Annotated in this window: 29 protein-coding genes; 22 read left to right on the plus strand and 7 right to left on the minus strand. The window is 65.4% G+C overall.

All coding sequences use genetic code 11. From position 1 onward, the window contains the following. Positions 1–24 precede the first annotated feature (24 nt). Positions 25–783, minus strand: coding sequence for a hypothetical protein (locus tag AC5FRV_RS17190; protein WP_493562313.1), 759 nt, complete (start codon positions 781–783; stop codon positions 25–27). A 97-nt stretch (positions 784–880) separates the two neighbouring features. Here AC5FRV_RS17190 and AC5FRV_RS17195 point away from each other — a divergent pair, with 97 nt between their 5' ends. The 5 genes from AC5FRV_RS17195 to AC5FRV_RS17215 all read left to right on the plus strand — a co-directional run bounded on the left by AC5FRV_RS17195 (position 881) and on the right by AC5FRV_RS17215 (position 4,313). Further along, a complete protein-coding gene (locus AC5FRV_RS17195; protein ID WP_493562314.1) occupies positions 881–1,990 on the plus strand; it encodes an aminopeptidase in 1,110 nt (369 codons plus the stop codon). Between the two features lie 44 nt (positions 1,991–2,034). Next, positions 2,035–2,448 carry a dCTP deaminase/dUTPase family protein gene (locus tag AC5FRV_RS17200; RefSeq protein ID WP_493562315.1) on the plus strand — a complete coding sequence of 138 codons (414 nt, stop codon included), beginning with the start codon at positions 2,035–2,037 and terminating at the stop codon, positions 2,446–2,448. A gap of 73 nt (positions 2,449–2,521) precedes the next feature. Continuing rightward, a complete protein-coding gene (locus AC5FRV_RS17205) occupies positions 2,522–2,911 on the plus strand; it encodes a 30S ribosomal protein S6e (RefSeq protein WP_493562316.1) in 390 nt (129 codons plus the stop codon). 1 nt (position 2,912) lies between these two features. Then, on the plus strand, positions 2,913–3,341 hold the full coding sequence (locus tag AC5FRV_RS17210) for a DUF7112 family protein (RefSeq protein ID WP_493562317.1): 429 nt from the start codon (positions 2,913–2,915) through the stop codon (positions 3,339–3,341). A 93-nt stretch (positions 3,342–3,434) separates the two neighbouring features. Beyond that, the gene (locus tag AC5FRV_RS17215; protein ID WP_493562318.1) at positions 3,435–4,313 is read left to right on the plus strand and encodes a CheF family chemotaxis protein; all 879 of its coding nucleotides are present in this window, start codon (positions 3,435–3,437) and stop codon (positions 4,311–4,313) included. Between the two features lie 167 nt (positions 4,314–4,480). Here AC5FRV_RS17215 and AC5FRV_RS17220 read toward each other — a convergent pair whose 3' ends face one another. After that, complete coding sequence (locus AC5FRV_RS17220) at positions 4,481–5,236, minus strand: class I SAM-dependent DNA methyltransferase (protein WP_493562319.1); 756 nt, start codon at positions 5,234–5,236, stop codon at positions 4,481–4,483. Between the two features lie 139 nt (positions 5,237–5,375). On the opposite strand from AC5FRV_RS17220, the gene AC5FRV_RS17225 reads away from it, so the two are divergent. Beyond that, positions 5,376–5,534: a hypothetical protein gene (locus AC5FRV_RS17225; protein WP_493562320.1), complete on the plus strand. Its 159-nt coding sequence runs from the start codon at positions 5,376–5,378 to the stop codon at positions 5,532–5,534. A 2-nt stretch (positions 5,535–5,536) separates the two neighbouring features. Here AC5FRV_RS17225 and AC5FRV_RS17230 read toward each other — a convergent pair whose 3' ends face one another. Genes AC5FRV_RS17230 through AC5FRV_RS17250 form a run of 5 tightly spaced genes read right to left on the minus strand, consistent with a single transcriptional unit; the run spans position 5,537 to position 11,496 of the window. Continuing rightward, entirely contained in the window at positions 5,537–6,400 is an 864-nt protein-coding gene (locus AC5FRV_RS17230; protein WP_493562321.1) for a CheF family chemotaxis protein, read from the minus strand. Next, the gene (locus AC5FRV_RS17235; protein WP_493562322.1) at positions 6,397–7,623 is read right to left on the minus strand and encodes a HEAT repeat domain-containing protein; all 1,227 of its coding nucleotides are present in this window, start codon (positions 7,621–7,623) and stop codon (positions 6,397–6,399) included. The genes AC5FRV_RS17230 and AC5FRV_RS17235 overlap by 4 nt, the downstream gene beginning before the upstream one ends. Then, positions 7,620–8,429 (minus strand): CheR family methyltransferase, encoded by an 810-nt coding sequence (locus AC5FRV_RS17240; protein WP_493562323.1) that lies wholly within the window; start codon positions 8,427–8,429, stop codon positions 7,620–7,622. The genes AC5FRV_RS17235 and AC5FRV_RS17240 overlap by 4 nt, the downstream gene beginning before the upstream one ends. Further along, the gene (cheA, locus tag AC5FRV_RS17245; RefSeq protein WP_493562324.1) at positions 8,426–10,438 is read right to left on the minus strand and encodes a chemotaxis protein CheA; all 2,013 of its coding nucleotides are present in this window, start codon (positions 10,436–10,438) and stop codon (positions 8,426–8,428) included. The genes AC5FRV_RS17240 and cheA overlap by 4 nt, the downstream gene beginning before the upstream one ends. A 2-nt stretch (positions 10,439–10,440) precedes the next feature. After that, positions 10,441–11,496 (minus strand): protein-glutamate methylesterase/protein-glutamine glutaminase, encoded by a 1,056-nt coding sequence (locus AC5FRV_RS17250; protein WP_493562325.1) that lies wholly within the window; start codon positions 11,494–11,496, stop codon positions 10,441–10,443. A 186-nt stretch (positions 11,497–11,682) separates the two neighbouring features. Here AC5FRV_RS17250 and AC5FRV_RS17255 point away from each other — a divergent pair, with 186 nt between their 5' ends. From AC5FRV_RS17255 to flaI, 16 genes are all read left to right on the plus strand, one after another. Further along, on the plus strand, positions 11,683–12,108 hold the full coding sequence (locus tag AC5FRV_RS17255) for a chemotaxis protein CheW (RefSeq protein ID WP_493562326.1): 426 nt from the start codon (positions 11,683–11,685) through the stop codon (positions 12,106–12,108). A 126-nt stretch (positions 12,109–12,234) separates the two neighbouring features. Then, complete coding sequence (locus tag AC5FRV_RS17260; RefSeq protein ID WP_493562327.1) at positions 12,235–12,960, plus strand: RAD55 family ATPase; 726 nt, start codon at positions 12,235–12,237, stop codon at positions 12,958–12,960. Positions 12,961–13,113: 153 nt separating this feature from the next. Continuing rightward, the gene (locus tag AC5FRV_RS17265) at positions 13,114–13,449 is read left to right on the plus strand and encodes an ArsR/SmtB family transcription factor (protein ID WP_089816399.1); all 336 of its coding nucleotides are present in this window, start codon (positions 13,114–13,116) and stop codon (positions 13,447–13,449) included. A 279-nt stretch (positions 13,450–13,728) separates the two neighbouring features. Further along, complete coding sequence (locus AC5FRV_RS17270; RefSeq protein WP_089817165.1) at positions 13,729–14,004, plus strand: DUF7521 family protein; 276 nt, start codon at positions 13,729–13,731, stop codon at positions 14,002–14,004. A 267-nt stretch (positions 14,005–14,271) separates the two neighbouring features. Continuing rightward, positions 14,272–14,928 (plus strand): flagellin, encoded by a 657-nt coding sequence (locus AC5FRV_RS17275; RefSeq protein WP_493562441.1) that lies wholly within the window; start codon positions 14,272–14,274, stop codon positions 14,926–14,928. A gap of 105 nt (positions 14,929–15,033) precedes the next feature. Next, positions 15,034–15,594, plus strand: a complete 561-nt coding sequence (locus tag AC5FRV_RS17280) for a DUF7500 family protein (RefSeq protein WP_493562328.1) — start codon at positions 15,034–15,036, stop codon at positions 15,592–15,594. Between the two features lie 48 nt (positions 15,595–15,642). Then, the gene (locus AC5FRV_RS17285; protein ID WP_493562329.1) at positions 15,643–16,146 is read left to right on the plus strand and encodes a hypothetical protein; all 504 of its coding nucleotides are present in this window, start codon (positions 15,643–15,645) and stop codon (positions 16,144–16,146) included. Positions 16,147–16,168: 22 nt separating this feature from the next. After that, entirely contained in the window at positions 16,169–18,235 is a 2,067-nt protein-coding gene (locus tag AC5FRV_RS17290) for a hypothetical protein (RefSeq protein ID WP_493562330.1), read from the plus strand. A gap of 107 nt (positions 18,236–18,342) precedes the next feature. After that, positions 18,343–18,702 (plus strand): chemotaxis protein CheY, encoded by a 360-nt coding sequence (cheY, locus tag AC5FRV_RS17295; RefSeq protein WP_493562442.1) that lies wholly within the window; start codon positions 18,343–18,345, stop codon positions 18,700–18,702. A gap of 1 nt (position 18,703) precedes the next feature. Further along, entirely contained in the window at positions 18,704–19,918 is a 1,215-nt protein-coding gene (locus AC5FRV_RS17300; RefSeq protein WP_493562331.1) for a chemotaxis protein CheC, read from the plus strand. Beyond that, the gene (locus AC5FRV_RS17305; RefSeq protein WP_493562332.1) at positions 19,918–20,436 is read left to right on the plus strand and encodes a chemotaxis protein CheD; all 519 of its coding nucleotides are present in this window, start codon (positions 19,918–19,920) and stop codon (positions 20,434–20,436) included. Before AC5FRV_RS17300 ends, AC5FRV_RS17305 begins: the two co-directional genes overlap by 1 nt. 257 nt (positions 20,437–20,693) lie before the next feature. Continuing rightward, the gene (locus AC5FRV_RS17310; protein WP_493562333.1) at positions 20,694–22,202 is read left to right on the plus strand and encodes a FlaD/FlaE family flagellar protein; all 1,509 of its coding nucleotides are present in this window, start codon (positions 20,694–20,696) and stop codon (positions 22,200–22,202) included. Beyond that, complete coding sequence (gene arlF / locus AC5FRV_RS17315; protein ID WP_493562334.1) at positions 22,186–22,626, plus strand: archaellum stator protein ArlF; 441 nt, start codon at positions 22,186–22,188, stop codon at positions 22,624–22,626. Before AC5FRV_RS17310 ends, arlF begins: the two co-directional genes overlap by 17 nt. Before the next feature lies 1 nt (position 22,627). Further along, a complete protein-coding gene (gene arlG, locus AC5FRV_RS17320) occupies positions 22,628–23,077 on the plus strand; it encodes an archaellum stator protein ArlG (protein ID WP_493562335.1) in 450 nt (149 codons plus the stop codon). Further along, positions 23,074–23,835 carry an archaellum protein ArlH gene (gene arlH, locus AC5FRV_RS17325; RefSeq protein ID WP_493562336.1) on the plus strand — a complete coding sequence of 254 codons (762 nt, stop codon included), beginning with the start codon at positions 23,074–23,076 and terminating at the stop codon, positions 23,833–23,835. The genes arlG and arlH overlap by 4 nt, the downstream gene beginning before the upstream one ends. Then, positions 23,835–25,508: an archaellum flagellar ATPase motor FlaI gene (flaI, locus tag AC5FRV_RS17330; RefSeq protein WP_493562337.1), complete on the plus strand. Its 1,674-nt coding sequence runs from the start codon at positions 23,835–23,837 to the stop codon at positions 25,506–25,508. The genes arlH and flaI overlap by 1 nt, the downstream gene beginning before the upstream one ends. Position 25,509 lies beyond the last annotated feature (1 nt).

A 25,509-nucleotide genomic window follows, 5' to 3' on the forward strand; every position in this document is an offset into this window, starting at 1 on the left:
GAGGAACCGTTCGGCGGCCCGCCCCTACCGAGCCAGCCGGACCGAACTGACGGTCGCCGCCGTCTCGTTCGCCCCGCCCTCGCGCTCGGGTCGTTCGGGGAGCGTATCGTAGGACCCGTCGTCGTCGCCGTCCCGCCAGTGACCGGCGACGAACTCGCCGTCGTAGGTGACGACGACGGTGTACTCGTCGGGCTGGGCTATCTGGATCGTCGCGTTGTACATGACCTCGGGGTGGCACGTCGACCCGGTCTCGGTCGGCGTGGTAGTGACCTCGGTCGGAGATGCGGTCTCGTTGGCTCCCGTCCGGTTACCGTCCGTCTCGTTGGCCGCCGTCGCCGTGGCGGTCGGTTCTGTCGTCGACTGATTCACGTCGGTTTCGTTCGTCGCAGTTCCGTTCACCGGCGTCGCGGTCGGGGTGGCGGTCTCGGGCGTCGACGTCTCGGTCCGCGTCGCTTCTGGCGTCTCCGACGTTATCTCGAGGAGATACCGCTGGGGACCGAACTCCTCGAAGGAGGCCGAAACTGTCGTGTCGTTGCTGGCGACCGGGAGCGACCGGTTGAGGACGAGCGCTTCGCCGCCGCTGATGTCCTCTCTGACTGCGGACCCGCTCGTCGTGTTCGGGTCGCCACAGTACACGTCGGTGGTCTCGAACGAGGCCAGCGTCGCGCCGCCGATGCCCTCGGAGTCGCCACCGAAGGCGGCCGGGAAGGAGAGCGCGAGGGCGACGGCGGCGCCGACCAGCACGAGGCCGAGGAACAGCACGAGGACGTGGTCGCTGTCCATGTTCGCTAGCAGTCCGCGCGCCGGATAAGTACACGCACCGTACTGGGAGGCGGGGCGGTGACGCTGGGGTTTTGACGCCGGCGGCCGACGTCGTCGTATGGACGAGCGAATCAGGGAACACGCCGAGGTACTGGTCGACTGGAGCGCCCGCGTCGACCCGGGTGACGACGTCGTCCTGGCGGTTGACGAGGGCGCCCACGACCTGGCCGTCGCCGTGGCCGAGCGACTGGGCGACCGTGGTGCGAACATGCTGGCTACGTACAGTTCCAGCGAGGTAACCCGCGCATACCTCCGGGCCCACGACGGCGAGTTCGAGCCCGACCCGGACTACGAGCGAGCGCTGTACGAGCGGGCGGACGTCGTCCTCGCGCTCAAGGGAACGAACAACACCGCCGGCGCGGCCGACGTGCCCGCAGATCGCCGGCAGGCCTTCTCACGCGCCCGCCAGGGGATCCGCGAGGCCCGCCTGGACACCGACTGGGTGTCGACCCAGCACCCGACCCGGGCGATGGCCCAGCAGGCCGGGATGAGCTACGAGGCCTACAGCGAGTTCGTCTACGACGCCACCCTGCGGGACTGGGCGTCCCTGGCCGACGAGATGGCCCGGCTCAAAGACGTCCTCGACGAGGGGAGCGAGGTCCGCATCGTCAGCGACAACCCGAACGGCGCCACCGACCTCTCGATGTCCATCGAGGACCGGACCGCGGTCAACTCCGCCGCGTCGGTGGCCTACGACTCCCACAACCTCCCCTCTGGCGAGGTGTTCACCGCCCCCCACGCCACCGAGGGCGAGGTGACCTTCGACGTCCCGATGACGGTCAACGGCTCCCAGGTCCGGGACGTCCGCCTCGTCTTCGAGGACGGGGTAGTCACCGACTACGAGGCCGCCCGCGGGGAGTCTGTCATCGGGGACGTGCTCGACACCGACGACGGCGCGAAACGCCTGGGCGAACTCGGCGTCGGGATGAACCGCGGCATCGACTGCATCACGGACAACATCCTCTTCGACGAGAAGATGGGCGGGACGGTTCACCTCGCGCTCGGTCGCGCCTACGACGCCTGCCTCCCCGAGGGCGAGGGCGGCAACGACAGCGCCGTCCACGTCGACCTGATCACCGACCTGCGAGAGGAGGGGCGCCTGCTCGTGGACGACGACCCGGTCCTGGTCGATGGACTGTTCCGGTGGGAAGACGGGTTCGAGTCGTGAGCGACGGCTTTGCTTTTTTCAGGAGTCCGCGCGACATCCCATCCATGTACGAGCAGTACGTCGAAGATATCGTCCACGAGGAGACCCAGGCCGGGGAGGATGGATTCGACCTCACCGTCGCAGCGGTCCACGAGATCGTCGAACCCGGCCGCGTCGACTTCGGGGGAGGCGAACTGGAACCGGCCGAAACGACTCCCCACGCTAGCGAGAAACGGAATCTCGACGACGACTACGAGTGGTGGACGCTGCGCGAGGGTCAGTACCTCGTCGAGTACAACGAGTCGCTGACCGGCGAAACGACGGTCACCATCCAGCCCCGCACGGAACTGCTCGAACGCGGCGTCTCCCACCCGACACTTCAGGTCGACGAGTTACCGCGCATCCCGATTTCGGTGGGCGGCGCCGGCATCAGGATCAAGGAGAACGCACGCGTGAGTACCATCGTCGACGCCGAGTGAGAAGGTATCACCCGGGGAGGGATCTGCGCCCGGGTTCGACGGGCTTTTTATCTGCCGACGATTCCACACGTCTATGGCAGAATTTACGGTCGCGGTCGCCGACCCCGAGAGCGGCCAGACGCACCAGCTAGACGTGGACGGACAGGACGCCAACCGGTTCATCGGCAAGGACATCGGCGAGGACGTCGACGGCGGATCGGTCGGCCTGGCCGGCTACACCCTGGAGATTTCCGGCGGCTCCGACGACGCGGGCCGACCGATGCGCGGCGACGTCCGCGGTTCGGACCTCAAGTCCATCCTCACCGACGGCGGCGTCGGCTTCAACCCCGAGCGCGACGGCGAGCGCAAGCGCATCACCGTCCGCGGCCGCGAGGTCAGCGACGCGACGGCCCAGATCAACGCCCGCATCTCCGCCCGCGGCGACGAGTCCGTCGAGGACCTCCTCGGCGGCGACGACGAGTAACGTGGCCGACCGCCTGCCGAGCGACCACGACGCCGTCGAGACCCACCGCGCGACGGTCTCGCAGGTCGGCCGAATGGGTCGCCCGCAGGTCGCGGTCCCCGATTCCGTCGCGGTCGACGAGGGCGAGGTTTTTCGCGTCGTCCTGGACGGCGAAGAGTACCACGGCCGCGTGGAGACGACCCTCGACGGCGACCGGGTGATCCGCCGCGCCGCGGACAACGCCCGCCTCGTCCGCGAGGGCGAGGGCGAGAACCGCCTCGCCGAGTGGTTCGACGACGTCGACGTCGCTTTCGGCGACTCGGTCCACTTCGACGTCGTCACCGCCGGCCACAAGTACGGCCTCCGGTCGCCCGGCAACCGCGTCGTCTACGCGGCGACGGACGGACCGGACTCGTCGCTGGCTGACATCGCGCGCAGCCTCGAGGAGTAGCGGCCCGTTATCGCCGTCGAATCACGTTCTCTCGTTTGATACTCGCACGAAACGCTCAAGATTACCGCTGCTGTAGCTGATTCCATCGCCAGGATGTCGGAGTCCATCATCGCTGATTTCGTCGGCAAATTCAACGCCGAGGTGCTGACGCGCGCCGAACCCGTCAAGGGACGCGTCCTCCTCAGCCAGAAGCGACTGGTTCTCGCGGCCAAGGAAGACGACAAGCTGACGATTCCGCTCTCCAGCATCTTCGACGTCGCCGTCGGCCACATCCCGCCGGATCTGGGCGACTTCTTCGACTCGACTGTCACCGTCGCCTTCGAGCGCGGCAACGCCCGCCACGTCGCCGTCGTCGAGGCCGACGACGACAAGATTTCCAAGTTCTCGACGGTGCTGTTCAAGGCCATCCTCAACGGCACCGAGACGACGGTCAAGGAACGCGCTCGCGTCGGTGGGCGCGTCACCAACGACGAGTACACCACCGCCAAGCTGTTCCTCAAGCCCGGAACCGTCGAGTTCCGCAAACCGGACGGCTCCTTCGAGGTGTCACTGAAGACGGTCACGGACTTCCAGCGCTCTACCCGCGAAATCGCGGGCTCGAACCGCCCGGCGCTCAACTTCCGGCACATGAAAGACGGCACCGCCATCACCACCGAGGCCGCCATGGCCTCGCCCCGGAAGATGTCCATCCTCGGCCGATTCCTCCGGCTAGAGTACAGCGACCTCATGCAGGAGATCCAGGATGTCGAACTCACCTCGGACAAGACGGAGATCCTCGTCGCCATGTACTCGACCGGCGACCTCGACGGGATGCCCCTGGCCAACATCGTCAGCGCCGAGGCCTCCGAAGTGACCATGCTCCTCCAGGACATGGAGGACGAGGGGCTCCTCCAGGACTCCGCCGACGGCCCGACGCTCACGCCGACTGGTGAGGTCGTGGCCAGCCGGCACCTGGAAGACGTAAATGACTAACGACCTTTTTTCGTGGGGGGCATCGCGCTCGCCTCCGGCGAGCGCTCAACCCCCCACAAAAAACGTCGATGAAAAAAGGCCGGACGTCTCGCTCACTTCGTTCGCTCGCGTCCGGTAGAAACCGCGCTCGCTTCGCTCGCGCGGTATGCTTGATGCCGACCGCACGCTCACGGTGACTTCTCCATCGTCCAAACCTGCACCGAATCGCCGTCCTCGATCGGTTCGCCGTCGAAGCCACCGGCCACGTCCCACGAGTCGAAGGGAGAGAGGCGGGCCAGGAGTTCCAGTTCGCGCCTGGGGAGCAGTTTGATTTCGAGCGTTTCCGTAAACACCGTCTCGTCACCCTGGCGTAGTTCGTTCCGGACTGCGATAATCTGCTCGACTTCGTCGGCAATATCCGTCCGCGTCCGGAACGTGTGGGGTTCTCCCTGATATTCCACGTCCCGGGTCTGCCACTCGCCGTACTCTTCGCAGATAAGTTCGAAGTCTGGGACGAAGACGTCGAAGATGAACTGGCCGCCGGGGGCGAGGGCGTCGTACACGGAATCCACGGTGGCGAGTTGGTCAGCGACGTCCGTCAGTTCCTGGATCGCGTTGAACGGGCAGTAGATCAGGTCGTACTCCCGGTCGACGGCGAAGTCGGCCATGTCGGCCTGCCAGACCGACGGGTCGAGCCCCTCGTCGTCCGCTTTCTCGCGGAGGACTTCGAGGACGTCCTCCGAGAGGTCGATGCCGTCGACGTCGATTCCAGCCCGGAGCAGTTCCAGGTAGACCCGGCCGGTGCCGCAGGCGAGTTCGAGTACCGGGCCGTCGACGGATTTCGCTCGGTCGCGGTAGAACGCTGCGTCGTCGCGGTCGAAGACTGAAACCTGCTGGTCGTAGAACTGCGCCGCGTCGCCCCGATAGGTGTCGTTGTCAGCCATAGCAGGGACGTCGGGGACTGCACGAAAAGCGTTTCTCCACGCGTGACACACTTGGACACACTGCAGTGGGGCCGGTTCCGGGACCGGCCTTCCGCGGATGAGTCGTTATTTATACCTGGGTAGTGCGATCGAAATTATCGTGTCCGAAACACAGTTCGACCAGCTCCGTCGGATCCAGTTCCTGCTCGTGGTCCTGATAACGCTGGTCGCCATAGAACTGGCCGGTCCCGTTCTGGGCCTCGCGACGACGGCGTTCGTCGTCCTGCTGCTCGCGGTGGATCCGGTGTTTACCACGTAACATTACTGGTCGGCCATCGCGTCGCTCGCGACGGACCGGCCGCGGGCCTCTAGCTGGACCTCTTTCCGGACGCGGACGTCTTCGAGGATGTCGTATTCGATGAGGCGCTGGAAGGTCTCTTCGACCTGGTCGACGTCCATGCCGACGAAGGAGGGGATCTGGAACGGTGAGACGCCGGAGTACAGCGCCATCAACACCTCGTTCTCGGCCTGGGAGAGGTCGACGTCGGTCTGGTTGGCGACCTCGCCGCGGCGGACGAACGATTCGAGGACGGCGACGGTCTGGCCGCCGCCGGAGACGTGGGTCTCGACGCTGGTGCCGTCGATGGTGTGTTCGACCTCGACAGTCCGTCGCTTCTTCCCGCGGACGGTCTTCTCGGCCCGCTCGACGGTCCCGACGTCGTCGACCAGCAGTTCGACGAACGTGCCGTTCGCGAGCGCCAGGTTCACCGTGGCGTCCTCGGTCGACAGTCGCCCTTTCTCCCACGACGTGTCCTGGACGACGCCCCCCTTGACGGCGGGGTGTTTGACGAGAACGACGGACTGGTCGAGTAACGCGCTGTAGAGTTTCTTCTCGAACGAGTCAACATCCTGGGGTGCGATCAGGGTGACGTTCGACCCGACCTGCAGGGAGAGGTAGCCCGACACCTTGGCGATGGCCTCGTTCACGTTCGTGCCGGACTTGACGCCGCTGACCTTCGAGAGCGCGATGGTGCGCTTGCCCTCGTTGCTCACGAGGACGAGCCGTTTGTTCGAGAGGATGAGCCGGCCGTTCACCCAGTCGACCTCGTTGCGCTTGCGGCCGTCGACGACGACCTGGACGAACTTCCCCGTGGAGTCGGCGAGTTTCTGTTCGCCGTCGCTCATCGGCGACCACCGAGTTTGGAGATGGCGGAGAACGCCCGTTTCCGGATGGTCTCGTGGTCGGTGTCGTCGATGATGGCGTCGAGCGCCTCGCGGGAGCGCTCGCCGCCGACCTTCCCGAGCGTGAAGATGGCCTGGGCGCGCACCTCCGGGTCCCGGTCCCCGTCTTTGACGATGTCCAGCAGCGGATCCTCGACCTTCTCACCGCCGAGTTCGGCGAGGCTCGTCGCGGCGAACTGCCGGAGCATCTGGTCGTCCTCGCCCAGTGCCGTCACGAGGGCGTCGATGACGCGCCGTCGCTCCTCCTCGCCGGTGACGCGGCCGAGCAACCACGCGGTGTTGCGCCGCTGGGCGCCCTGGGTGCTCTCCTCTAAAATCTCGACCAGTGGGACGACGACGCTGGCGTCGTCGGTCTGGGAGAGCTTCTCGACGACGGTCTCGCGGATGTCGTGACTCCGCTCGGTCGGGACGTTCGACAGCAGTTCGACCAGCGAGTACACCGCAGTCCGGCGGACCGTCGGGGAGTCGTCGGTCAGTGCGGCCACCAGATAGTCCACGGGGCGGTCGTTCTCGAAGCTCCCGAACCCGCCGACGGCGATCTGGCGGACCCGGTCGTTGTCGTCCTGGTACAGGGGGAGCAGCGCCTGGAGGGCCTGGCGGTTGCCGATGCTTCCCAGCGCGTCGGCGGCTTCCCGCCGGACCTCGGCCGACCGGTCGGTCAGGAGGCCTTCGAGGGGACTCGTCGCCCGCGGATCGGCTATCTTGCCACAGGCGCGGGCGGCGCGGGCGCGGACCCGTGGGTCGGGGTCGTCGAAGCAGTCGGTCAGCTTGCCGACGGCCTCGCCCTGTTCGAGCTGGCCGAGCGCGTTCGCCGCGGCCATCCGGAGTTCCGGCACGTCGGCGCCGAGGGCCTTCACGAACGCCTTGGCTTTCACCCACTCGGCGCCGTCCCGGTCGAGGTCGACGCCGGCCACGTCGCCGATGAGCTGTTCGATGGCGTCGCCGCCGAGTTCGTCGAGCGAGTCGACCGCCTTCGCGGCGACGTCGTCGTTCTCGTCCTGGGCCGCCCGGACGAGCGCGTTGACGACGTCTCGACGGTCGTCGTGGTCGGGGAAGTTCCGCAGGAGTTCCGCGCCCCGGGCGCGCACCCGGTCGTTGTCGCTCTCGCGGATCACGCGGATGAGTTCCTGGACGTCCCCGGTCCGTTCGAGTTCGTAGAGACTCATGTTTTCCGGTAGATCCGGTGCTGTTTGTCCACCGCCTCGAAGGAGTCGCGGCAGGCCGCCGGCAACGTCTCGGTCATGCCGATCATGAGGTAGCCCCCCTCGCGCAGCGAGTCGCGGATGGTCTCGAAGATGGGGACCTTGAACTCCGAATCGATGTAGATCAGGAGGTTCCGGCAGAACACCAGGTCGAAGTCCCGCTTGGGCTCGCCGCGAATGAGGTCGTGCTGTTCGAACTCGACCATCCGCCTGACCGGCCGGCGGACGGTGAAGGAGTCCTCGTCCCGGTCGATGTACTTGGCGTAGTCGTCCAGCGGTTCGAGTTCCTCTTCGATGTCCGTCGTCTTCGACGTCTCGTAGGTGGCGGCCCGCGCCTCCCGCAAGATGTCGGCGTTGATGTCCGTGCCGAGGATGGAGATCCGACTGGCGTCGACCTGGGGGTCGTCGAGCGCGAGCATCGCCGCGGAGTACGGCTCGCGGCCGTCGGCCGCGGGGGCACTCCAGAGCCGCACGTTCCGATGCTCGTCCGTGAGTTCTCGCAACACCGGCCGGAGGTGTTCCCAGGCGTCCGGGTTCCGGAAGAAGCCGGTGACGTTGATCGACAGCGAGTCCAGGAGCTCCTCGTGTTCGCCATCGTCGCGTTCGAGCAGGCGCTGGTAGGTCGCGTAGGAGTCGCTGTTCGTCCGGCGCATCCGGGCGGTGATCCGCCGGTCGAGATACGCGTCGTTGTAGAAGTCCGACTGGAACTCGAGTTCGGACTCGATGTAGCCCAGTAGCTTCCGGAAGTCGCGGCCCTCTCCTTTGCTCATAATGTCACCACGTCGAGGATGTGGACGATGTTTCCGTCGCCCAGCACCGCGGTCCCGGAGAGCCCGGCCGTCCCGCTGAGGATCCCTTCGAGGGGTTTGACGACGACCTCTTCCTGACTGTTGACCGAGTCACAGTGGAGGGCGACCTGCCGCTCGGACTCGCGGACCCGGACGAGCATCCCGTCCCCGTTCTTCGTCTCGCCGGGGACGTCGAACGTCTCGCCGAGCTGGATGATCGGGTATATCTCGTCGTTGTGTTTGATGACCTCGCGGCCGTTGACCTGCTTGACGTCGTTCGACCGGGTGATCTCGTCGACGTTCTTCAGCGGGATGCCGTACTCCTCGTCGCCGACCTGGACGAACAGTACCTTCACGATGGCCATCGTCACGGGGAGCCGGAGCGACACTGTGGTCCCTTCGCCCTGCGTCGAGTCGACGCTGACCGAGCCGTCGAGCTGCGTGACGGTGTCGTGGACGACGTCCATCCCGACGCCGCGCCCGCTCGTGTCGGTGATTTCGTCGGCCGTCGAGAACCCGGGGTGGAACACCAGGTCGTAGATGGCCGAGTCGCTCATCGTCTCCAGTTCGTCCGCCGACCGGACCCCCTTCTCTATTGCCTTCGCCTCGATGGCCTCGACGTCGAGGCCCGCGCCGTCGTCGGCCACCTCGATGATGACGTGGTCGCGCTCGCGCGAGGCTCGCAACTCGATCTGGCCGGTCCGTGGCTTGCCCTTCTGTTCGCGCTCCTCGGGCGACTCGATCCCGTGGTCGACCGAGTTCCGCAGGATGTGCATCAGTGGGTCGGAGATCTCGGTGAGGATCGTCCGGTCGAGTTCGATGTCCTCGCCCTCGATGGTGAACTCGATCTCCTTGTCGAGTTCCCGCGAGAGGTCCCGGACCAGCCGCGGGAACTTTCCGACGACCTTCTTCAGCGGGATGAGCCGCATGTCCATCACCGTATTCTGGAGGTTCGCGGTGATCTTGTCGAGTTCGTTGAGGTTCTCGCCGGCGGCCCCGAGATCGTCCTCGTCGATGGCCCGCCGGAGCTTGATCCGGCTCGTCACGAGCTGTTCGACCAGCCCGTGGAGGTCGTCGAGCTGGTCGACGTCCACGCGGACGGACTTGATCTCGTCGACCTTGTGGTCGGTCGCCGCGTCGGCGTCGGCGGTTCCGGAGTCACCGTCGGGGGTCCCGGACTGCTGGGCCGAGACGTCGTCGGTGACGTCAGCCACGTCGAAGGATTCGATCTTCCCGACGTCGTCGAGGACTGCGGTAGCGGTGTCCGCGTCGTCGGCCGCGACGAAGCAGGCGAACTCGTCGTCGAACTCGCCGTTTTCGACGGCTTCTCGATCGGGCGAACAGGCCAGAATTTCGAGTGAGTCTTCGATCCCTTCGAGCGCGAGCATCGAGTCGACGCCGGCCATCTCCGAGTCGCCGATGTCGACGGTCGCCCGGACGACTCGGCCGTCCACGCTCTCGGGATCGATGGCGGGCAACGCGTCGGCGTCGACGGTGTCGCCGGTCTCACCAGACGCAGCGTCGGCCGACCCCGCGTCAGCTGTGTCGCCGCCGGCCGTGACGCTGCCGGTCGTGTCGCTTCCCGCCGCGTCGTCTCCCTCGACGGCCTCGACGCCATCCTCGAGGACGGTTCGGAGTTCGGCGACGATCGGGTCCGTGTCGACGTCGGCCTCGCCCTCGTCCTCGATGCCGGAGACGATGGCCTCGATCTGGTCGACGCCGGCGAAGATCAGGTCCATCACCTCGGGCGTAACCTCCATCTGGTCCTGGCGCATCTCGTCGAGCAGGTCCTCGATGGCGTGGGCCAGGTCGGCCCCGTCGTCGAAGCCCATCGCCCCGAAGTTCCCCTTCAGGGTGTGAGCCCGCCGGAAGATGTCCTCCATCGCCTCGGTGTCCGACGGATCGGACTCGAGGTCGAGCAGGGAGTTGTTCAACGCCGTGATCGCCTCTTCGCTCTCGCGGATAAACGCGTCTAGATACTGGTCGTCCATGGTCAGGTTACCTCCCGCGTAATCGCGTCGACGACGCCCGCGGAGACGTCACCGATGGGCAGGACGCTGTCGACACAGCCCGTCTCGACGGCCCGTTTCGGCATGCCGTAGACGGCGGACGTGGCCTCGTCCTGGGCCATCGTGTGCCCGCCGACCTCCTTGATCCGACAGATCCCGTCCGCGCCGTCCTCGCCCATGCCGGTGAGGATCACGCCGACGAGCACGTCGTCGACCGTCGCCGCCGCCGTCTCCATCGTCACGTCGACGGCCGGCCGGACGCTGTTGACCGGCGGGTCGTCGGTGAGTTTGACGCGAAGCCGGCCGTTCCGGTAGTTCTTCACGCGCATGTGGCTGTCACCGGCCGCGACGAGCGCCTCGCCACCGCCGATCCGGGCCCCGTCGGTCGCTTCGCGGACGTCGTACGCGCTCCGGGCGTCGATGCGCTCTGCGAACCGCCCGGTGAACCCCTCGGGCATGTGCTGGACGACGAGGACCCGCAGGTCGGCCTCCAGCGGCAGTTCCGAGAGCACGCGCTCGACCATCTTCGGTCCACCCGTCGACGAACCGATGATGAGCGTCGGATCCGCCGCGTACGACGCGGCGGGGCCGGTCTCGGCGCGCGACCGGGACTCGTCCTCGCGACTCCGGGCGACGTCGACCTGCGCGACGGTCGTCACGATCTCGACGAGCTGGTCTTTGAGGCGCGACATCTCCATCGACACCTCGCCGCCGGGCTTGGTGAAGAAGTCCACTGCCCCCTTGTCGAGGGCCTCGAACGTCACGTCGGCGTTCTCGTCGGTGTGGGCCGACAGCATCACGACCGGCGTCGGGTAGTCGCCCATGATCTGCTCGACCGCCTCGATACCGTTCATCTCCGGCATCTCGACGTCCATCGTGACGACGTCGGGCCGGTGGTCCCTGACGGCGTCGACGGCCTCCCGGCCGTTGCGGGCCTCCGCGACGACCTCGAGACCGCCCGTCTCGAGGATGTCCGAGATGACGCTCCGCATGAAGTGGGAGTCGTCCGCGACGACGACGCTGGTTCGACTACCGGTCATCGTCACCGGCGACCCCCAGTGAGCACGGTCAACCGGACGGTCCTGGACGGGTGCATTCGTACACCGAAGTCGGTCGGGGAACCGAAATAAAGACTCCGCCTACGTAATCAACTTTGATAGTCCGGAAGGCATCTTTAAGTCTCGTTACGGGCTCCCCTCTGTACGTAATCGAGCGGTCAGGATACTATGTCAGGAACGAAGGGCCAGGTGCTCGAATTCGAACTGGGCGAGGAAACGTACTGCGTCAGCATCGACTACGTCACCGAGATCGTCGACGTCGGCGACCTGACGCAGGTACCGAACGCACCGAAACACGTCGAGGGCGTGATGGATCTGCGCGGACGGACGACGTCCATCGTCAACCCGAAGACCATCTTCGACATCGACGGGGACGGCGCCGAGCGGCGCGTGGTCGTCTTCGACCCGGCCATCGTCGCCGACCAGTCGGCCGCCGGCTGGCTCGTCGACGAGGTGCATCAGGTCGTTCAGGTCGACCCCGAAAACGTCGACGCCTCGCCGGGCGAGGGCAGCGGCGGATCGATACGCGGCGTCGTCAAGCGGGACGACGGCTTCGTCATCTGGGTCGACCCCGCGGCGGTTCACGCCGCCTGATCGACGGATTCCCCCGCTACGCCCGCGAACGCGCGACTCACCGCGTCCGACTATGAACAAGACTTTTTAACTCACCCGACACACCTCTACGCAATCCCCCAGTTACGCGCTGCTACCGATTCAACTATGATAGAGCTCACAAAGACCGGCATCGACGGCCTCGACGAAATTCTCAACGGCGGCATCGTGAAGAACTCGACGACCCTGGTCAGCGGGAATCCGGGTGCCGGGAAGTCGATCCTCGGTCTCCAGTTCATCTACAACGGCGTCGACCAGTTCGACGAGAAGGGCATCTACCTCTCGTTCGAGGAAAACGAGAAAGACCTGCGTGAGGCTGCCGAATCCATCGGCTTCGACAAGTGGCCAGACTACGTCGAGAGCGGCGACATCAAGGTCTACGACAAGCAGGTCTTGCTCCGTGAGAACGACTTCTCCTCCTCCCTGGAACTCCTGCTGGACGACCTGGAAGACGACGAGTACGACCGCCTCGTCCTCGACTCGCTGGCGATGTTCGAGCTGTTCTTCGAGAGCGAGCGGGAGAAGCGCACCTACCTGCTGAAGTTCACCGACATCCTCCGGGAGAACGAGCTGACGACGCTGATGACCAACGAACAGGGCGCCGTCTTCCCCGACACCGAGATCGGCCTGGAGAACTATCTCACCGACGGCAACATCTACCTCATCCAGACGCCGACGGACTCGGGCGTCAACCGATACCTCTGGGTTGCGAAGATGCGCAAGCAGAACATCGAGACGGACATCTACCCGATGGAGATCGACTGGGGCGGCATCAACGTCCACGAAAACGCGAGCGCCTTCTCCATGATGGGTGAAGGCGACTCCCCGATATAGAGTCCCTAACCGGTTATTATCTGGGAAAACGGGACGTATCAGCCTCCTTCCCTGGCCCTGGTAAGGACTCGCGCCGAAGCGGCCATCCCCCAGTATCGGGCGGTATCACCGGCGATAGCTTTATAGTAGACTGAATATATCATTTGATAACCGATGGCTTCAGTGGATATTTTGCAAACGCTCGGGAACAAATACAGTGCCGAGATTCTCGACGCCACGGACGAGCCAGCCTCCGCCCAGGAACTCAGCGACGAACTCGGCATTCCGATCGCCACGTGTTACCGACGTATCGACGAGCTCACGGAACACGACCTCCTGGAACTGCACGACAACATTCTCTCGGACGACCGCCGGCGGATCAAGGTGTACCGACGAAACGTCGAGGAGGTCCGCGTCGACTTCGACGAGGAACTGACGGTCCACATCGAGGAACGGACGGAAGTGACGAACAAGCTCGACGAGGCCTGGCGGACTCTCTCCGAGAGCTAAGTAGCCGGTCACGGCATCCGTGTCGGACGCTTCGGGTAGGCTGGCACTCTCCAGGATCTCCACCTCGTACCGCTTCCCTCTCATCTACCCCCTCTCTCTCTTCTCACGCGCACACGCGCGGACTACCCAGATGCAGATATCACTCGCGTCGGCCAGGTCGTCCCACCTGCCGGGTGAGTTCTCGACCCGCCCGAACGAAACCCCGTTTCCGATTATCACGTAGGATATTTTCGAGGGTGGATTTAATACTGGTAGTTCGAAACCAACTATTCAATGCCGATGATAGAAACGCTCTACGCGATATCCACGCTCGTCTTCGTCGTGGCGGGCCTCACGATGGTGGGGATGGCGATGCGGGCCTACGTCCAGACGTCTCGCCGCGCGATGTTGCACCTCTCGCTGGGCTTCTCACTGGCCGTCGCCGGGGCGGCCGCGACCATGATCAGTGCGTTCATCACCGACTTCGACGGGGCCCGATCACTGCTGTTCGTCAACAGCGGGCTCACGACCTTCGGGTACCTCTTCGTGATGTACAGTCTCGTCACGTACGATTGACTCTCGCCGACCGAACCGTCCCGACCTGGCACAGCCAGACAACCCGCTCCCTTCTCAGATATCGATCTTCGGAACGGCAGAACCAGCCAATTCGAGATGGTTGGTTGAGCTGCTCTATTGTCCGTTATCGCTCGCTGATCCAAAATTGGATACCACCACTATGTGTTATCATCCTCAATAACTGGCCAGATACCCTTATTAGGGGAAAGTAGAGAGTTGATAGCAGAGTCCGGACGGCATCGCGCCCCGGACGCATACGAGATAACCATGTTCGAGAAAATCGCAAACAACGAAGACCGAGGTCAGGTCGGTATCGGCACCCTCATCGTGTTCATCGCGATGGTGCTGGTCGCCGCGATCGCCGCGGGCGTCCTCATCAATACCGCCGGCTTCCTCCAGAGTAGCGCAGAAGAAACAGGCCAGCAGTCCAGTTCGCAGGTCACTGACCGGCTGCAGGTCGTGAGTACGGTCGGTACCGTTGACAGCTCGGGTACCGATCCCGTTATCGATCAGGTCGAGATAACCGTCAAGCGCGCGCCGGGTGCGGATAACGTCGACCTCGAGACGACGATCGCCCAGTGGGTCGACAGCACGTCAACTGCAGACCTTACCTACAGTGTCGACGACGGTACGGATTACCAACTGTCCAGCAACGGAGGGACAGTAGACGGTTCGCTACACTTCAGTACTAGCGAATTCCAGGACGACGACACTTCGATTACCGACAGCAACGTTCTGAATGACCCCGCTGACCGGGCCGTTCTCACGTTCGACGCGAACGCGATCTCAGGTGGTAGCAGCGGTGACGGTATCGACGAGGGTGAAACAGTCACCATCAAGCTCAACACGCAGTCTGGTGGGACGACGACCGCCACTGTGAGTGCACCCGAGACGCTCTCCGGCAAGTCCACGGTCGCGCTGTAAACTGACGCCGCAGCTTTTCCGTTTTTTCACGTCACCCGAGAGCGGCAGCGCTTGCGCGCTCGAACGGGCGACGGAATTATAGCGGTGTATCACACACGGTAAGGCATGGCATCAGGGGAGGACAAACCGAACCCGGAGGATGGCCGCATCCTCTCCCCCGAAGAGCTCGACATCGACGACGACGAGCACGTCGAGCGGATCGACGACGGCCGGTACGTCGTCTCCCCGAACGTCCGGACCGATTCGACGGCGTCGGTCTCCCAGTCCGACCAGTCGCCCGAGCGGTCGCGACAACAGCCCCGGGCAGAGCCACAGTTCACCGACACCTCGGTCCACCAGTGGCTCCACGAGAACCTCGAGGACACCAACTCGCAGTACGGCTTCGACGTCACGGCGAAATTCGACGGGACGGTGAGCCAGCAGCAGATGGTCTCGAACGACATCGTCACCGTCTTCGAGAGCCTGATGCTGTGGTACGCGCGCCAGATCGACGCCGACACGCCGGTCGAGGAGGTACTCGGCATCCTCCTCAGCGAGTCCAACGTCCCCGTCACGTATCCGCCCTCGAGTATCCAGACGCTCGTCCAGACCGAGGGGCTCTCGCCGGACGACTCCATCGCCGACCTCCTCGCGGCAGTCGGGGAGGACGGCGGTGTTCAACGCTGAGAATTGGGGCCGAACCTTTTAGCGCGTCTCCGGGTACCCTCTGACAAGATGGCGAGTTTGCGGAGCCTGGAGTGGGGCGTGGTCGGAGTTATCCTCCTGACGCTCGTCGCGTCGAGCGCCGGGCTCGGGAGCGACGGCGTGGCCACCGTCACTACGGCCGGGACGACGTCGGCCGTCGTGGGCGACGGGACGGCGGAAGTTTCGGTAGTTTCGCTACCCAGCGAGCGTCTGCGAATCGACGACGGCCGGTTCGGCACGGGTGTACAGTACCTCCGGATCCCCGACATTCGTATTCGCGTCGACGGCGTCGACGGCGACCCCAGACTCGTCTACCGGGTCGAGGTTGCCGCGCTGGACGTCGACGAGGCGGCGACGGAATCACTCACTAACCGCGACGGGCAGACGGTCACGGTCCGGGGGGTCGACCAGGCGTTCGACCCCGACGACGTTGCGGCGGACCGCTACGACGCGAGGGTCACGGTCCGGGTCCAGAGCTTCCAGGTCGACGAGACGGTCGTCTCGGTGAACGAGAGCGTGGCGGTGGGGCGATGATCGACGTCGTGGCGGTGGCACGATGACCGACGTCGTGGCGGCAGTCGACCGCTATCTCGCGGGCGAGCGCGACTGGCGCTCGTTCGCACACGTCGTCGGTCGCGTCGCCTTCGGCGACCGGACCGGGCTGGCGCTCTGGCTCGGGTTGGTCGTCGCCCTCGGGCTCACCTGGCGGGTCGGCTTCTTCATCTCGGACTCCTATGCCATCGCGAACGCCCTGTTCAACGTCGCCGACGGTCGCCTGGCGATCACGGAGATCCAGTACTCGCTGACGCTCGGCTCCCAGCCCGGTTTACACGAGTCAGGCGGTCGGCTCTACGGCCGGAACTACGGCCAGGTGTTCCTGGCGCTGCCAGTGGTCTGGGGGCTCCAGGCCGCCACGGTGCTGGCACCGCTGCACCTCGCCCTGGCCGCCGCCTGGAGTCTCTCCCTCCTGGCGCTCGCTCGCCAGGTCGCGACGCTTCTCGACAGGTCGTGGGTCCGTGTGGTCGGTGTCGGCGTCGCCATCGCGACGTTCGCCGTGAACGCGCTCTCACCCACGCCGCTGCACCCGGACCTGCTCCACCTGATCGCGCTTCAGCTGAGCACGCTGCTGGCTGCCGCGTTCGGTGGCGTCCTGTTCTATCGACTCGTCGGGGTGTTCCACCACCGGCGCGTGGCCGTCGCCGCCGGCGTCGCCGTGGTCCTGGCGTTCCCGATCGGCTTCTGGGCGTCGATACCCAAGCGCCACGTCCTGGTCGCGACGCTGCTGATCGGGTCGGTGTTCTGTTTCGCCCGGAGTCGGCAGGCGAGTGGCCGGCGAGCCTACGTCGCCCTCGCGGGCGCGTACGTGTTCGTCTCGCTGGTCGCCTGGGTCCACGCGTTCGAGGGCCTGTTCGCGTTGCTGGCGCTCGGAACCGTCGACCTGCTCACCGGCGGTATCAGGGACCGGAAGCGACTCGCCGTCATCGTCTGCGGACTGATCGTGGGCCTCGCGCCGATGTTTCTGACCAACCTCCTCATCGCGGGGAACCCGCTCGAACCGCCGCGGATGCTGCCGAACCAGGGGTCGGGCGGCGTCGAGTTGGCGCCGTCTGGTGAGGTGCTCTCCACCGGTAGTGGGGGTGGCGCATCGGGTGGTGGCAGCGGCGATTTGCTGGGCTCAGGTGGCGAAGGTGGGGGGAGTGAGGCAGGGGGAAGTAGTGGCTCCGGCGACGGCGCCGGGTCAGGCGGTGGTGGCGACAGTTCGGGCGGCGGTGGCGGGAACCCACTCAGCGTTCTCGCCCCGCTGCTCGCGCCGTTGCTCGGCCCCTTCCAGGGCGCCGTCGACAACATCGGTTTCATCCTCGGATTCGTCGTGTTGACGGTCGAATCCGGCCTCGCGGTCCTGTCGGAACCGGACCGCCTCTGGCACGTCTTCGGTCGAAGCGGTCGGATCCCCGGACTTAGGCACTGGATAAACCACCACGAGATGATCGACCTCACGGTCCTCGAGAGCGCGCCCCTGCTCGGTGGCCTCCTCGCGCTCCCCGCGGTGGTCTATCGGTCCGTCGTGGACCGGTCCCGGGAACGCAGGATTCCGCTGCCCTGGACGCTCTCGCCGCGCCGGCAGACGGACCTGCTCGTCGTCGCGCTCGGCGTGTTACTGACGGTCATCTACCTGTCCCGGTTGCCGCTCTACTCGATGATAACGGTCCGGTACATCGTCTACGCGCTGCCGTTCGGGCTGTACGGCGTCGTCAGGCTTCCGCCGGTCCACGAAGCGGTGACCCAGGCGCCGAGGCGGGTCGGTGGGACGTACGTGGTGACGGTCGTCGGCGGCACCGCGGTGATCGTGGCGGTCCTCGCGTTCCTGGACGTCGCCGTCGGTGAAGCGATGCAATTCCACGCGCTCGTCGACCTGGGGGCAGCTGGTCTCCTCGCGCTGACGGTTGGCGGTCGGGCACTCGTGCCGGAGCGGGTTCAGAGCGGGTGGGTAGCGACTGTCCTGGGCGTCACCGCAGGCGCGACGACGGCCTTCCTCTTCCTGGCGGGGGTCGAGTACTTCCAGTACGGCCCGTACGCGCTCGGCATCGCCCGGGAACTGTCGGCAGCGGTCCCGCTGTTCTGAGTGGGCCTGGTGCCGCCCGTTCGACGGCGCCGTCGATCGAATATCAGCACCGATAATTTAGAGGAAGAGTTTATCTGGATGATCACGGTATCCGATTAGTGATAGGCATGCCAGAGGTACTGATCGCGGACGATTCGGAGTTTATGCGCAATCTCCTCCGGGAGATTCTCGAAGAGGACCACACCATCGTCGGAGAGGTCGAGAATGGCGTCGAGGCCGTCGAGGTGTACAAAGAACAGGCCCCGGACCTCGTGATGATGGACATCGTGATGCCCATCCGTGACGGCATCGAGGCCACCGACGACATCAAGAGTTCCAACCCAGACGCCAACGTCATCATGTGCACGAGCGTCGGGCAGGAAGAGAAGATGAAAGAGGCGGTCCGGGCCGGCGCCGACGGCTACATCACCAAGCCCTTCCAGAAACCCAGCGTGATCGAGGCCATCGAGGACGTCGTCCCTTCGTGAGATGAGAGTCGACATTCAATCGCTGGGGACGTTCAACCAGCTCGCACACGAGGGGGCCACGCAGGCGACCGAGTCGCTGTCGCAGTTGACCGGCATCGACGCCGTCGTGGACATCACGAAGATCACGCTGATGAGCCGCGCCGACGTCGGCGAGGAACTGGGAGACGACGAGTTCGTCGGCGTCCAGTTCGACTTCGACGGCGCGCTGCAGGGCCAGACGGTGCTGGTGTTCGAGTCCGGTTCGGTCGGGACGCTGATCGAGGCACTCGTTCCCGGCGGCGCCGACGGCGAGATGGCCAGGAGCGGCGTCGCGGAGATCGGCAACATCATGATGAGTGGGTTCATCGACGGCTGGGCCGACTACCTGGAGGCGACCATCGACCACAGTCCGCCCCAGTACATCGAACGGACTGGTGCCGACGTCCTCCCCGAGCCTCCCGCGAACGAGGAGGACGAACAGATCTTCGTGTTCAAGTCGTCCATCGAGTGGGTCGGGGAGTCGGTGAGCTTCTACATCTACATGTTGCCGGAGTACGACCCGCTGGCGGGCCTGATGAGCGAACTCGGTGATCCCGGCCAAGACGCCATCCCCGTGGACAAGCTCGAAGTGTTCAACGACATGACCACGCAGGGAACGGAGAAGGCCGCCCAGAACGTGGAGATGATGACCGGCATCGAAACGTCGGCGGAGGTCACCCAGATCAGCTTCGCGGCCATCGAGGACGTCCCCAAACAGATCGGGACGGAGACGTACGTCGGTACGGTCGTCGAGTTCACTGGGACCCCTAGCGGCTACCTCATGGTGCTGTTCGACGAGGTGTCGGCGCGGAACGTCGCCGACGCGCTCATGCCGACCGACGCCGAGGGGACGGAACTCACCGAAGCACACAAGTCGGCCATAGAAGAACTAGGAAACATCATGACCAGTGGGTTCGTCGACGGCTGGGCCAACGTCCTCCAGACGTCAGTCGAACACACGCCCCCGGAACTGGTCCACGACATGGGTCGGGCCATCGTCGACCCGCTCGCGGCCCAGGTCGGCCAGCACCAGGAGCACGCGTTCATCATCGAGTCGACGATGAAGACCGACGAGATCGAGTTCCAGAGCGAGATCCACGCGCTCCCGAACGAGGCCGAACTGCGGGCTGCCCTTGAGGCCCTCGACGTCGACCGCGCAGACGAGACCGAGGCGGACGCCGAACAGCTCTTCAAATAATGAAGGTATACGACGGGAGTACCACCGGTGGCAGCACCGAGATGCCGACCGAGCAGAAGAAGGTCGGCATCGCGGAGTTCGAGGTGACCACCAGCGGGGCCGTCCTCACCACCAGCGGGCTCGGCTCGTGTATCGGCGTCGCGCTGTACGACGGGACGGCCGAGGTCGCCGGGCTCGTCCACGTCATGTTGCCGACTGCGGAGAACACCGACGGGAACCGGGCGAAGTTCGCCGACACGGGCATCGAGGTACTCGTCGAGGCGATGGAGGACCGCGGCGCCGACCGCCGTCGCATCACGGCGAAGGTCGCTGGCGGAAGCGACATGCTCGACTTCTCGGAGAACGGCTCCTCCATCGGGTCCCGGAACCTCGACAGCGTCCGGGAGACGCTCGCGACGTTCTCAATCCCGATCGAGGGCGAGGACGTCGGCGGCGACCACGGCCGCTCGCTCAAGCTCGAAGCGGCCACGGGCGACCTGGTCGTCAAGAGCGCGAGCCAGGACTCGACCAAGTTGTAGCCCGTGCGAATACGGCCAGACGACTGCACGTCACAGCTGTACCGCTCCTGCATATTCTGTCGGACGTGGCGACTGTCGACACTGCCGCGTTTCTCGCTGCGATTCGGCACGTCTGAAGGTTCGGAGCGGCCGGAAGCTGCCCGTCTGCCGCCCGTCAGACGTGTCAGGGGTAATTGATGAATATCTGGGAAGCATGTTATCAGGATTGATACGACGGCCGGAATGTTGAAGGGTAGGAGGTAGCATTGTACTGGATAATGAGTAGTACCGCGATTGTCCCGGCACTACAGGTGGCTGTCCCCGGGGGGACCGCTATCGCGCCCGCCATTATCATCTTGCTCACGAGCGGGCTCGTCGGGATGAGTATCAAGAACATGTTCGACTCCATCCTCTCCGACGAGGACGACGGCGACGCTGCCGGCGGGGACGAGATGGCCGACGGCGGTGGGCTGATGGCCGAGGACGGCGACGACGACTTCGGCGACCTCGGCGGCCTCGGCGGCGACGAGGGTGGAGACGACCTGGACGGCTTCGGCGGCGACGAGTTCGGTGACATGGACGACGCGGCCGGCGCGGACACCGACGAACTCGAACACCGCCTCGACGAACTGGAGAACGAGGTCGGGTCGCTGTCCTCGACGGTCAGCACGGTCCGGACGGAGAACGAGCAGATCAGCGAGTCCGTCGACGAAGTCCAGGAGAACGTGCGCAAACTGCTGGACATCTACGAGATGGTCACCCGGGGCGTGAACCCCTTCGCCGACGACATCGAGGCCGGGATGGGCGGCGGCATGGGCGGCGAGAGCTCCTTCGGCCTCTTCGACGACGACGACGGCGGGAGCGAGGAGGAGGACATCGACGACGGCATCGCTAACGCCGACGCCGAGGGCTTCTTCGACGAGGACCTGGTCGAGGACGACGCCGACGCCGGCGACAGCGTCGACGACATGTTCGGCGACGACGGCGGCGACGACGCCTTCGAGGACGACGGCGGCACCTTCGACGAGGGGTTCGAGGACGACTTCGACGACGAAGACGACCTCGACGGCGGGGACGACGGTGGCGACGGCGGGAAGTCGTTCCAGGAGCTCAAGGACGAGTACGACTCCGGCGACGCCGAGTGGGCAGACGGCGAAGCCCCCGACGACGAGGGTGACGACGACTTCGACGATGGCCTCGAGGGCGACGAGCTGTTCGAAGACGACGACTTCGAGGACGAGAGCGACGACGACGTCGACGGTCTGGAAGGCGACGAACTGTTCGAGGAGGAGGAGTTCGACGACGTCGTCGACGACGAACCGGCGGCGGAAACGGTGGATGAATCGTCGTCGGCACAGGAGAGCGCGCCGGAACAGTCGGTCGAGCCCGCCGAGGAGTCGGAGCCCGAGTCGGCCGAAGCGGAGACTACGGGGGACTCGGCCGCCACGGACGGCGGGAAGCCGTACCTCGCCACGCTGCCGTCGGGCTTCGCCAGCGACCTCATCGTGGTCGAGTGGCTGGAGTTCCTGCTCCAGCAGGCCGGCCACCGCGAGGCCGCCCGCGCCATCGACTACTACGAGACCATCGACTGGATCAACGAGGACGTCGCGGACGACCTGCAGGAAGTCCTGCGCGGCTTCGACGACGTGGGCGGTGGCGACGGCGGCCTGACCATCGACCACCACACGCGCAGTCTCCAGTACATCAGCCAGCTTGACGACGACAGCGGCCAGGCGGTCGCCCTGTCGAAACTCGTGGGTGGAGGTGCCGATGGGCTTCAGCGTTAGCGGCTCGGCGGCGATCATCTTCGCGGCGATGTTCGTCGGCTTCGGCATGTTTCACTCGGCCACCGTCAACGGCTTCGAGACGGTCTCGGACGCCCAGGAGGACCGGACCGACCGGACGCTGGTCCAGCAGAACACGGAGATCGAGATCTGGTCGGCGACCTGGGACGGCGGGGCCGGCGAGCTCACGGTCCGCGCGAACAACACCGGGTCGACCGAACTGGCGGTCGACGACGTCGACCTGCTGGCGGACAACGCCTACGTCAGCGGGTACGCCACGTCGGTCGACGGCGACGACGCGACGAACCTCTGGCTCCCCCAGGAGACCCTGGCGATCACCGTAACCAGCCTCGACAGCGACCCGGGCCGGGTGAAGCTGGTCACCGGGCCCGGTGTGTCCGCGACGCGAACGACGGGGGTGGCCTGACGTGGCGAGCGTCTCCGCCTCGCACCTGATCCTGTTCATCGCGAGCATGGTCATCGCCGCCAGCGTCGCCGGCGTGTTCACCGACACGGTCGGGCGCCTCGGCCAGGCGATATCCGACCAGGGGCTGGACGTCTCGGAGAACGTCCGGACCGACGTCGAGATCATCTCCGACGCCGGCAGCGACGCCGTCTACGACAGCGCGACCGGCAACATCACGCTCCACGTGAAAAACACCGGTTCGGAGACGTTACCGGCGCGGGCCGACAGGATCGACCTGTTCGTCGACGGCGTCTTCGAGACGGACGCCGAGGCGACGCTGCTCGAGGACGGCGTCCGGTGGCGCCCCGGTGGCGTGGTGCGACTCGACATCGACCACCCGCTCGACAGCGGCGACCACCGGGTCAAGCTGATCGTCAACGCGGACGAGGAGGTGTTTAAATTCCGAACATGAGTGTCGCACGCAACGATCTGTTCTCGCTCGGACTGGACGAGCACGACCGACTGAACGCCGAACTCGGCGGGGGCATCCCGCCGGGGAGCATCATCCTCGTCGAGGGTGACTACGGGGCCGGGAAGTCCGCTATCAGCCAGCGGTTCGCCTACGGCCTCTGCGAGGAGGGCAACGACGTCACCATGCTCTCGACGGAGCTGACCGTCGGGAGCTTCCTCGACCAGATGCACTCGCTGTCCTACGACGTCGTCGACCACGTCCTCAACGAGAACCTGCTCTTCCTCCACGCCGACATCGGCGACGGGAACACGTTCTCGGGCAACGAGGAAGAGGGCGAACGGAAGCAACTGCTCAAGCGGCTGATGGAGGCGAAGGTGATGTGGGAGTCGGACGTTATCATCGTGGACACGTTCGACTCCATCCTCCGGAACGACCCCAAGTTCGAGGCGCTCGTGCGCCAGAACGACGAGCGCCAGGCGGCCCTGGAGATCATCTCCTTTTTCAGGGACATCATCTCGCGGGGCAAGTGCGTGATGCTGACCGTCGACCCGTCGACGCTGGCCGAAGAGGCCATCGGGCCGTTCCGGGCCATCGCCGACGTCTTCCTCGAACTGGAGATGGTGGAGGTGGGCAACGACGTTCGCCGGCAGATCAGCGTCAAGCGCTTCGCCGGCATGGGCGAACAGGTCGGAGACAGCGTCGGGTACTCCGTTCGCTCGGGGACCGGCATCGTCATCGAATCACGGAGTGTGGCCTGATGACGGACCACGGCCGACCGAAACCGTCGGACGAACTGCGGCAGGTGGCCGCGCGGCGCCCGCACCTGCGTGACCACCTCAAGAAGTTCAAACAGATCACCGGCGAGTTCCCCAAGTACATCGAGGAGGCCGACAGCAAGTACGAGTCCCACCGGCCGAACGTCCTCTATCCGGTCGGTGGCCCGATCTACTGCCACATCTACGGCGACCTGGGCCAGGAGATGAAGTACTACGCCATCGAGCCGGAGCTGGACCAGGACGAACAGGTCGTCTTCCAGAAGGTCCGCAACAAGCTCCTGGAGAAGTCCGTGACGAAGGCGGCCCCCCAGAGCGAGGCCGAGTACGACGACCGCATCGAGGAACTGCTTCAGGACTCGACGAAAGTCCGCGACGAGAGCGGCAACAGCGGCGTCCTCACCCGGATGGCCAACCTGGGCGCCGTCGGCAAGGTGGAGGTCGACGAGCGCACCTACGAGAACATCCTCTACCGGCTCAACCGTGACATCGTCGGCCTCGGCCCGCTCGAACCGGTGATGCGCGACCCGGCGAACGAGGACATCCACGTCATCGGGCGCCAGGAGTGCCACGTCGACCACGAGGTGTACGGGATGCTCGAGACCACCGTCGAGTGGCCCAGCGACCAGGCCTTCGACCAGTGGCTCCGGAACATGGGCGAACGCATCGGCGACCCCGTCTCCGACTCCGACCCCATCGTCGACTCGACCTTACCTGATGGATCGCGTCTGAGCCTGATCTACTCCGACGACGTCTCGCTGAAGGGTCCCTCGCTCACCATCCGCCAGGGCGTCGAGACCCCCCTCTCCATCTTCCAGATCACGAAGTGGATGACGCTCTCACCGGAGCTGTCGGCGTACCTCTGGCTCTGCCTGGAGAACGAACAGACGGTGTTCGTCGTCGGGGAGACGGCCTCGGGGAAGACGACGACGCTGAACTCCATCATGTCGTTCATCCCGCAGGACTCCAAGATATACACCGCGGAGGACACCGCCGAGGTGCTGCCGCCGCACAACACCTGGCAGCAACTGCTGACCCGGGAGGGAGAGGACGAGGGGACCAGCGTCGACATGTTCGACCTGGTCGCCGCCGCACTCCGGTCCCGTCCCGACTACATCATCGTGGGTGAGGTCCGTGGCGAGGAAGGTCGCATGGCGTTCCAGGCGGCCCAGACCGGCCACCCGGTCATGCTGACCTTCCACGCGAGCGACATCGTCTCCATGATCCAGCGCTTCACCGGCGAACCGATCAACGTCCCCGAGACGTTCATGGACGTCGCCGACGTCGCGCTGTTCCAGAACCGTGTCAAGCAGGGCGATCAGGTGCTGCGGCGCGTCACCTCGGTCCAGGAGATCGAGGGCTACTCGAAGGAGATGGACGGGGTCGTCACCCGGCAGGCGTTCTACTGGGACCCCGTCGAGGACGAGATCGTCTTCCAGGGGATGAACAACTCCTTCGTCCTCGAAGAGCAGATCGCGACGCTGCTGGGCTACGAGGACACGCGGGACATCTACAACGAGTTGCAGTTCCGCGCCAACATCATCGAGCGGGCCATCCAGGAGAACATCCTGGGCTACCACGAGGTGAACGAGCTGATCGAGAACTTCCAGCGGGACGGCGTCGAGGGCCTCCCGTTCACCATCGCCAGACCCGACTGAC

The organism is Halomicrobium sp. HArcel3 (assembly GCF_058933135.1).

Excerpts from the sequence above, each read along its gene's own strand:
- AC5FRV_RS17190 (WP_493562313.1), bottom strand. The coding sequence starts at position 783 with ATGGACAGCGACCACGTCCTCGTGCTGTTCCTCGGCCTCGTGCTGGTC.
- AC5FRV_RS17195 (WP_493562314.1), top strand. The coding sequence starts at position 881 with ATGGACGAGCGAATCAGGGAACACGCCGAGGTACTGGTCGACTGGAGC.
- AC5FRV_RS17200 (WP_493562315.1), top strand. The coding sequence starts at position 2,035 with ATGTACGAGCAGTACGTCGAAGATATCGTCCACGAGGAGACCCAGGCC.
- AC5FRV_RS17205 (WP_493562316.1), top strand. The coding sequence starts at position 2,522 with ATGGCAGAATTTACGGTCGCGGTCGCCGACCCCGAGAGCGGCCAGACG.
- AC5FRV_RS17215 (WP_493562318.1), top strand. The coding sequence starts at position 3,435 with ATGTCGGAGTCCATCATCGCTGATTTCGTCGGCAAATTCAACGCCGAG.
- AC5FRV_RS17220 (WP_493562319.1), bottom strand. The coding sequence starts at position 5,236 with ATGGCTGACAACGACACCTATCGGGGCGACGCGGCGCAGTTCTACGAC.
- AC5FRV_RS17230 (WP_493562321.1), bottom strand. The coding sequence starts at position 6,400 with ATGAGCGACGGCGAACAGAAACTCGCCGACTCCACGGGGAAGTTCGTC.
- AC5FRV_RS17235 (WP_493562322.1), bottom strand. The coding sequence starts at position 7,623 with ATGAGTCTCTACGAACTCGAACGGACCGGGGACGTCCAGGAACTCATC.
- AC5FRV_RS17240 (WP_493562323.1), bottom strand. The coding sequence starts at position 8,429 with ATGAGCAAAGGAGAGGGCCGCGACTTCCGGAAGCTACTGGGCTACATC.
- cheA (WP_493562324.1), bottom strand. The coding sequence starts at position 10,438 with ATGGACGACCAGTATCTAGACGCGTTTATCCGCGAGAGCGAAGAGGCG.
- AC5FRV_RS17250 (WP_493562325.1), bottom strand. The coding sequence starts at position 11,496 with ATGACCGGTAGTCGAACCAGCGTCGTCGTCGCGGACGACTCCCACTTC.
- AC5FRV_RS17255 (WP_493562326.1), top strand. The coding sequence starts at position 11,683 with ATGTCAGGAACGAAGGGCCAGGTGCTCGAATTCGAACTGGGCGAGGAA.
- AC5FRV_RS17260 (WP_493562327.1), top strand. The coding sequence starts at position 12,235 with ATGATAGAGCTCACAAAGACCGGCATCGACGGCCTCGACGAAATTCTC.
- AC5FRV_RS17265 (WP_089816399.1), top strand. The coding sequence starts at position 13,114 with ATGGCTTCAGTGGATATTTTGCAAACGCTCGGGAACAAATACAGTGCC.
- AC5FRV_RS17270 (WP_089817165.1), top strand. The coding sequence starts at position 13,729 with ATGATAGAAACGCTCTACGCGATATCCACGCTCGTCTTCGTCGTGGCG.
- AC5FRV_RS17275 (WP_493562441.1), top strand. The coding sequence starts at position 14,272 with ATGTTCGAGAAAATCGCAAACAACGAAGACCGAGGTCAGGTCGGTATC.
- AC5FRV_RS17280 (WP_493562328.1), top strand. The coding sequence starts at position 15,034 with ATGGCATCAGGGGAGGACAAACCGAACCCGGAGGATGGCCGCATCCTC.
- AC5FRV_RS17285 (WP_493562329.1), top strand. The coding sequence starts at position 15,643 with ATGGCGAGTTTGCGGAGCCTGGAGTGGGGCGTGGTCGGAGTTATCCTC.
- AC5FRV_RS17290 (WP_493562330.1), top strand. The coding sequence starts at position 16,169 with ATGACCGACGTCGTGGCGGCAGTCGACCGCTATCTCGCGGGCGAGCGC.
- cheY (WP_493562442.1), top strand. The coding sequence starts at position 18,343 with ATGCCAGAGGTACTGATCGCGGACGATTCGGAGTTTATGCGCAATCTC.
- AC5FRV_RS17300 (WP_493562331.1), top strand. The coding sequence starts at position 18,704 with ATGAGAGTCGACATTCAATCGCTGGGGACGTTCAACCAGCTCGCACAC.
- AC5FRV_RS17305 (WP_493562332.1), top strand. The coding sequence starts at position 19,918 with ATGAAGGTATACGACGGGAGTACCACCGGTGGCAGCACCGAGATGCCG.
- AC5FRV_RS17310 (WP_493562333.1), top strand. The coding sequence starts at position 20,694 with ATGAGTAGTACCGCGATTGTCCCGGCACTACAGGTGGCTGTCCCCGGG.
- arlF (WP_493562334.1), top strand. The coding sequence starts at position 22,186 with ATGGGCTTCAGCGTTAGCGGCTCGGCGGCGATCATCTTCGCGGCGATG.
- arlH (WP_493562336.1), top strand. The coding sequence starts at position 23,074 with ATGAGTGTCGCACGCAACGATCTGTTCTCGCTCGGACTGGACGAGCAC.
- flaI (WP_493562337.1), top strand. The coding sequence starts at position 23,835 with ATGACGGACCACGGCCGACCGAAACCGTCGGACGAACTGCGGCAGGTG.